Source organism: Micromonospora craterilacus, assembly GCF_003236315.1.
Taxonomy (GTDB): Bacteria; Actinomycetota; Actinomycetes; order Mycobacteriales; family Micromonosporaceae; genus Micromonospora; species Micromonospora craterilacus.
Genome location: NZ_POTY01000076.1, coordinates 21,297 through 27,654, shown reverse-complemented (window position 1 = coordinate 27,654; position 6,358 = coordinate 21,297). Strand labels below are relative to the sequence as shown.

The window sequence follows — 6,358 nt, the reverse complement described above, 5'->3', positions numbered from 1 at the left end:
GGTGGGGTGAGCCGGTAGGCGCCGCGCGGATCCCAGGCGGTTCGCCAGCCGGCCGCCAGTGCCTCCTGCAACACGCGGCCGACGGCGTGCTGCCAGACGCTGGCCACCGCCGGGTCGTCCCGGCGCAGCGCGGAGATGTCGGCCGGCACCGCGACCAGGGCGGCGGGAGCGTCGGTCCAGGCCGGGTCGAGCACCGGCAGCCCGTCGGGGGCGACCGCGACCGCCCACACCGGCTCGGCATCGCCGTCGGCGGTGACGGCGGGATCGCCGGTGAGGTGCCAGGCCACGAGCAACCGGTCGTAGGGCAGCGGGGTGGGGCTGTCGGCGTCGCGCAGACCTTCGTACCCGGGCAGGAACGCCTCCACGGTCGCGCCGAGCCGGCGCAGATTGAGGTTGGCGTTGACCGCCGCCATCGCGTCGAACGTCCAGCGGATCTCGGTGACGCCCCGCTCGCGCGCCCAGGTCCGCTGGGCGAGCTTCAGGGCCACCGACACGCCCCGGCCACGGGCGGTGGGCAGCACGGCCATCGGGCCGGACTGCACCAGCGGCCGGCCGTCAACGGTCCACCCCGGCAACGCGAGCAGCACACCGACCGGGGCCTCGCCGTCCCAGGCCAGCAGCATCGGCGCGCCGGCGGCGAGCAGGTTGCGCAGCAGGCTGGGCGGATAGAAGTGGCGTCCCGTCCCGGGGGCGAAGACCCCGTCGAGGACACCGACGGCGGCGGCGACGTCGACGTGTGTGTCGACCGGGCGGATGTCGACGCCGGCGCGGGCGGCGGCTGCCGCGACCGGGTCGGCCGGCTGCGGCGCGGGCGGCGGACCGGTGAGGGCGACCGGATCGGCCAGCGGGTCGGGCGCGAACACCTGCCGGGTCGCGGCCGCCACCAACTCGGTGATGGTGGCGGCGGCCTCCACCGGATCGCCGGTGAGCGCCTGCCGGCCCTCGACGGGCAGCATCTCGGCGATGACCTCGCCGATGACGGCCTCGGGCACGTCGGCCAGCAGGACATCGGCGACGACGTCGGCGAGCGGGCCGGCAACGGGGTCGGCGACGGGCACGGACACGGCGACCTGCCTTCGGCGTGCAAGGGACGATGTCACGACGCCGGTGGTCGTGGCCCGGCGTCGAACGGCCACTGTCCCGGCAGCACAGGCCGAGCCGGTGACCGGCCGGTGACCGGCGGACGAACATATTTCGGCAGGTCGCCGCCACACCAGCCGTCGCCACCCCCACCCGACCGCCAACCCGGATAGCCTGGCCGGTTACGGCGCAAAACGCCTGCGTCAAAGCCGCAGTTGCCGGCACGGGAGTAACGGAGGCAGGACAGCGGTGCGACCATCAGGGCTCGTCAGAACCGGCAGCGCCACGCGGTACCTACAGGCTTTCGTATTTTCCGGCATCGGCGCAGTCCTGCTGACCCGCGCCTACCTGGAGATGGCCGGGTATCCGAGAATCGGCGGTGGCGGCTTTCACATCGCTCACGTCCTGTGGGGTGGCCTGCTGATGATGCTGGGCCTCGGCATCGAACTGGTGTTCCTCGGCCGAGCCGCACGCATGTGGGCAGCCGTCCTCGGCGGAATCGGATTCGGGCTGTTCATCGACGAGGTGGGAAAGTTCATCACCGCGGACAACGACTACTTCTACCGGCCGGCGGCCGGCATCATCTATCTGATCTTCGCGGTCCTCGTCGTGATCACCCACTCGCTGCGCGGTCGGACCGACGCTTCCCCCAGGGAGCGCACCGCCGATGCGGTCGACCAGGCGCTCGTCGGGGTCACCTCCGGATTGACGGCGGAGCAGCGCACGGCCGCCATGCGGCTTGTCCAGGGTTCTCGAAGCACGGTTGACCTTGCCGTTGTCCAGCTACTGGCCGCCGTACCGGAGCAGACGTCCCCGTGGATCGCGCGCTGGCGGACGCTGGTGGGCTACCCCCGGGCCGCGCTCGCCTGGCTGGCGGCTCGCCGGTGGCTCATCATCGTGGTCGCCGGCTACCTCGTCGCACAGCCGGTGCTCACCCTGCTCGGCGCGACGCTGGAGGGCGTCACCGGCGGCCTCGCCCACGGGCGGGAACTGGGTGCCGACATCGCAGTGATCGGCGCCGCCGTGTTCACCGGGCTGCTCAGCATCTGGGGCGCCGTCCTGCTGCGCCGGAACCCGTACCGCGCGCTTCGGCTGTTCCACGTGGCGTTGCTGGCCGATCTTCTCGTCGGTCAGGTCTTCAAGTTCACCGTGAACCAGTTCGCCGCCGTCTCCGCGTTGGCGGTCGACCTGCTCCTGCTGTGGGTGGTGGCGGCCCAGACCCGACGGCTCCGACGGACGGACGCGTCGGCCCCTCGCTGAGCGACGTGTTGCGGCGGGCAGGGCATCAGGAGGCCGGCGGTGGGCCGTCGCTCCATGGTCCGCCCCGGAGCCGCTCGGCCTCGATCCGCTCCGCCCTGAGCTGCTCGGCTCGTTCCCGCAGTTGCGGCGGTACGAGATCCAGAAGTTGGTCGGGGCGCAACGGAAGGTCGAGCAGGCTCAGCTTGACTCGTTGGCGCTGCTCGTGGAGCGTCGGTTCGAACCGTACGACGTTGACCGCGTCGTCGATGAGACGCACGCTCAACCCGACGCCCGGCCTGAGCAGGCCGACTGGCGTCCCGTCGGCCATGAACCGCAGCGACACCCGGTCCGACGGGTTGCGGAACTCCACCGCGTCGCTGCCACCGAGCACGACCGACCGGTTGATGCCCGACATCGGCGCGACCGGAGTCAGGGTGATCGACGGTGCCGACGGTGAGATGACCGGCCCGCCGGCCGCGTAGTTGTAGGCCGTCGAGCCGGTCGGCGTGCACGCGATGACGGCATCGCCGCGGTAGTAGCCGTGCCGCGCGCCGTTGACGAACAGGTCGACCGTGGCGCTCTGCAACGGCTCGGACGCCGCTATCACCACGTCGTTGAAGGCGGTGCATTCCTCACCACCGTTGAGGACCTGGAAGCAGCTGTGCGGTTCCAGCGTGTAGTCGCCGGCCACCAGGCGGTTCAACGCCGTCTCCAACCCCTCCGGCGGAACCTCGACGAGGAAGCCGACATCGCCGTAGTTGACCCCGAGGACCGGCGTCGATCGTCCGACGACCAAACGCATGGCACCGAGCATCGTGCCGTCGCCACCGAGACTCACCACCGCGTCGAGCCGGTCCACGAACGCGTCGGCCGCGACCGCCTCGACGTCCGGCCCGACCCGTGGCGCGTCGTCCTCCCGGACCAGCAGGGCGCCGCCGTGCCGGTGCACGAACCGACTGATGATCCGCACCGAGTCGAGAACCGGCTTGACCGGGTGGACCACCAACCCGACGGTGTACCGCGGCTGCCCCATCCGGCCATCATCACCCCGCCCGGTCCGAGCCGGCACCGAAGAAGCCGGAATCGGGCCGATAGCCTGCGGGCATGGGTGCGCGGTCGTCACGTCGTTCTGGTTCGGGTGTCGCTCGGTGGCGGGTGCCGGTGAAGCCGCGGCCGCCGACCGCGCTGGACCTGGCCACCCTCGCCGAGCACAGTCTCGAGGACGAGGCGAGCTTCCGGCGGCTGGGCTTCTTCGATCTTGATCTCTCCGGGCAGTCGGCGGACGGGGTGGAGTTCGCGCAGTGCCGGTTCAAGGGCGCGGACCTCAGTGGTGTGCAGCTCGACGGGGCGAGCGTCGCCGACTGCTTGTTCGAGCGTACGAACCTGGCGAACCTGCGGGCGGAGAAGTCGTCCATGATCCGGGTCAGGCTGTCGACGCTGCGGATGACCGGAGTGCACTGGATCAACGGCGCGCTGCGGGACGTGACGGTGTCGGAGTGCCGGCTGGACCTGTCGTCGTTCCGGTTCACCGACTTCACCGGCGTGGTGTTCGACGGCTGCAACCTGACCCGGGCGGACTTCCAGAACGCGGACCTGACCGGTGTCCGGTTCACCGACTGCGATCTGACCGGAGCGCAGTTCTCCCAGGCGACGATGGCCGGCACCCGGTTCGCCAACTGCGTGCTGGCCGGGGTGGGCGGGGTGACCAGCATGGCGGGGGCGATCATCGCCCCGCAGGACCTTGCCGCGCTGTCGTACACCCTGGCCGAGGCGCTCGGCATCCAGATCGAAGCCGGCGACTGACCTCGGGCGGCGCCTCGACACGCGTGTCAGACGGACAGGTGGGTGGGCACGTTGGCGACGATGATGCCGGGATGCCGGCGCAAGGCCCGCCGCAGGCGCTGCTCGGTACGGTAGTGCAGCACCCGCTGCCAGGGATGCTCCACGACCACGTCGGGTACGACGACGGTGATGGTGAGGTCGGCATGGCGCAGGCGCAGTGTGCTGACGTACTCGGCCACCGGCTGGATGATCACGCGGTGCGGTGACTGGATCGTCTCGAGCGGGATATGACCGCCCCAGGTGGCCCACTGCCCTCGGAAGTTGTCCGCCTCCCCCGGCTCGGGGCTGATGTGCAGGGCCAGTGTCGGCTGGCCGAGTGAGCCGACGTAGGCGAGGGTCCGCAGCGTCGCCTGGTTGAGTCGGGCCACCGGGACGATGAAGAGGTGCCGTACCTGCTGTGGGACGACGGCGGGCGTCTGCTCCTCGATCGAGCCTTCCCCGCTGGGCCGTTCGGGACTGGTCGTGGTGTCCAGGCTGAGGGCGTGACGTACGCGGTCGTAGTGCCGGCGGACCCGGAGGGACAGGAAGATCAGCAGCGGGACGGCGAGCACGACCACCCAGGCACCGGCGGCGAACTTCGTGACCGCCGCGGTGACCAGCACGACGGCGGACAGGGCGGCGCCGACCCCGTTGATGATGGCGCGCCGCCGCCAGCCGGGACCTCGGTGGCGGCGCCAATGGTTGATCATGCCGGTCTGGGAGAGCGTGAAGGCGAGGAAGACACCGACCGCGTAGAGCGGAATCAACGAGTGGGTGCGCCCGCCGAAGGCGACGAGGATCACCGCGGCGGCGACCGCGAGCAGGATCAGCCCGTTGCTCAGGGCCAGCCGGTCGCCGATGTGCAGGAAGCGCCGGGGGACGTAGCTGTCCCGCGCCATGAAGTACAACAGGCGTGGCAGGTCGTTGAAGGCGGTGTTCGCCGCGAGGAGCAGCACGAGCGCGGTGGCGGCCTGGATGATCCAGTACCAGGGGCCGTGCGGGAACGTGACGTGGGCGAGTTGCGACAACAGGGTCTCGTTCGACCTGGGCACCAGTCCGTTGAGGTGGAACAGCAGGGTCAGGCCGGTGAAGAGGAAGATCAGCATGCCGACCATCCAGGTCAACACGGTCCGGGCGTTGCGCCACTCCACGGGACGGAAGACCGGCACGGCGTTGGAGACCGCCTCGATGCCGGTCATCGAGGTCGCTCCCGAGGCGAAGGCCCGCATGACCACCAGCAGGCCCAGCCCTTCGACCGCGGGCGTCGCCGGTGGCGCGGTGGGGGTGAATCCGCGAGCTGCGGCCTGCACGAGCCCGACGGCGATGAGCCCGACGATGGCGACCAGGAAGAGGTAGGTCGGCGCGGCGAAGATGTTGCCCGCGACCCGGATGCCCCGCAGGTTGCCCGTCAGCAGCAGACCGATGACGGCCAGCGCCATCGGTATGGTGTACGGCACCAGGGCGGGCAGCGCCGAGGTGATCGCGGCCACCCCGGCCGTCACCGACACCGCCACCGTGAGCACATAGTCGAGGATGAGGCCGGCCGCGGCGGCCAGCCCCGCGCGGGGGCCCAGGCTGTCGCTGGCCACCAGATACGATCCCGCGCCGTGCGGGTAGGCCTGGACCGTCTGCCGGTAGGAGATCCCGACGGCGAGCATCAGCAGCACCAGGGCCGCCGCGATCGGGAGTGACAGCCCCAGCGCGCCGCTGCCGGCGAGGACCAGGATGACCAGCATGGCTTCCGGCCCGTACGCCACCGAAGACAGCAGGTCGGAGGCGAGTACCGGCAGCGCGACGACTTTCGGCATCCGTTCCCGTAGCGTCGACGCGCTGGACAGGGGCCGCCCGAGCAGCAGGCGACGCACCCGGCCGGCGGCTCGCCCCTCGGGAGTGTCCCGCCGTTCCGCCGCGGCGGTGGCGGTGAGCTGGCCGGCCCGATCCGGCAGGAACAGCGGGGCGGGGGCCGGCGCTCCGCCCGCTGACGGGCGGAGCTCGTCCGCCTGCGGGTCCACCGGCAGCGCCCGTACGGCGTCACTCACCTGCCACCGCTCGCCGAGTCGGCGCAGGGCGGCGAGATCTTCTGCGGACAGCGGCGGCAACTCGGCGGACGGGCTGAAGGTCGGCGACCCGCCCTGGTCCGGTTCCGGGTCGTGCTCAGACCTGCCCACGGTGCCTCCGGGTCGCCCACGATGTCAGCACCACCGACAATCCCAAAAAG

5 protein-coding genes are annotated in these 6,358 nt (G+C 71.3%); 2 read left to right on the top strand and 3 right to left on the bottom strand.

The window, feature by feature from the left end:
• Nucleotides 1-1,064: GNAT family N-acetyltransferase (locus C1I95_RS14255; RefSeq protein ID WP_111214307.1), on the bottom strand; the 1,064-nt coding region annotated here is incomplete at its 3' end.
• A gap of 265 nt (nt 1,065-1,329) precedes the next feature.
• Between C1I95_RS14255 and C1I95_RS14250 the strand changes: the two genes are divergently transcribed.
• Nucleotides 1,330-2,340, top strand: a complete 1,011-nt coding sequence (locus C1I95_RS14250; protein WP_111214306.1) for a hypothetical protein — start codon at nt 1,330-1,332, stop codon at nt 2,338-2,340.
• Nucleotides 2,341-2,365: 25 nt separating this feature from the next.
• Here the strand turns inward: C1I95_RS14250 and C1I95_RS14245 are convergent, their stop codons facing one another.
• The gene (locus C1I95_RS14245; protein ID WP_111214305.1) at nt 2,366-3,352 is read right to left on the bottom strand and encodes an NAD(+)/NADH kinase; all 987 of its coding nucleotides are present in this window, start codon (nt 3,350-3,352) and stop codon (nt 2,366-2,368) included.
• Between the two features lie 122 nt (nt 3,353-3,474).
• Between C1I95_RS14245 and C1I95_RS14240 the strand changes: the two genes are divergently transcribed.
• The gene (locus tag C1I95_RS14240; RefSeq protein WP_233513661.1) at nt 3,475-4,122 is read left to right on the top strand and encodes a pentapeptide repeat-containing protein; all 648 of its coding nucleotides are present in this window, start codon (nt 3,475-3,477) and stop codon (nt 4,120-4,122) included.
• A 26-nt stretch (nt 4,123-4,148) separates the two neighbouring features.
• On the opposite strand, the gene C1I95_RS14235 is transcribed toward C1I95_RS14240, so the two are convergent.
• Nucleotides 4,149-6,308: an APC family permease gene (locus C1I95_RS14235; RefSeq protein ID WP_111214303.1), complete on the bottom strand. Its 2,160-nt coding sequence runs from the start codon at nt 6,306-6,308 to the stop codon at nt 4,149-4,151.
• Nucleotides 6,309-6,358: the final 50 nt, after the last annotated feature.

Excerpts from the sequence above, each read along its gene's own strand:
- C1I95_RS14245 (WP_111214305.1), bottom strand. The coding sequence starts at position 3,352 with ATGGGGCAGCCGCGGTACACCGTCGGGTTGGTGGTCCACCCGGTCAAG.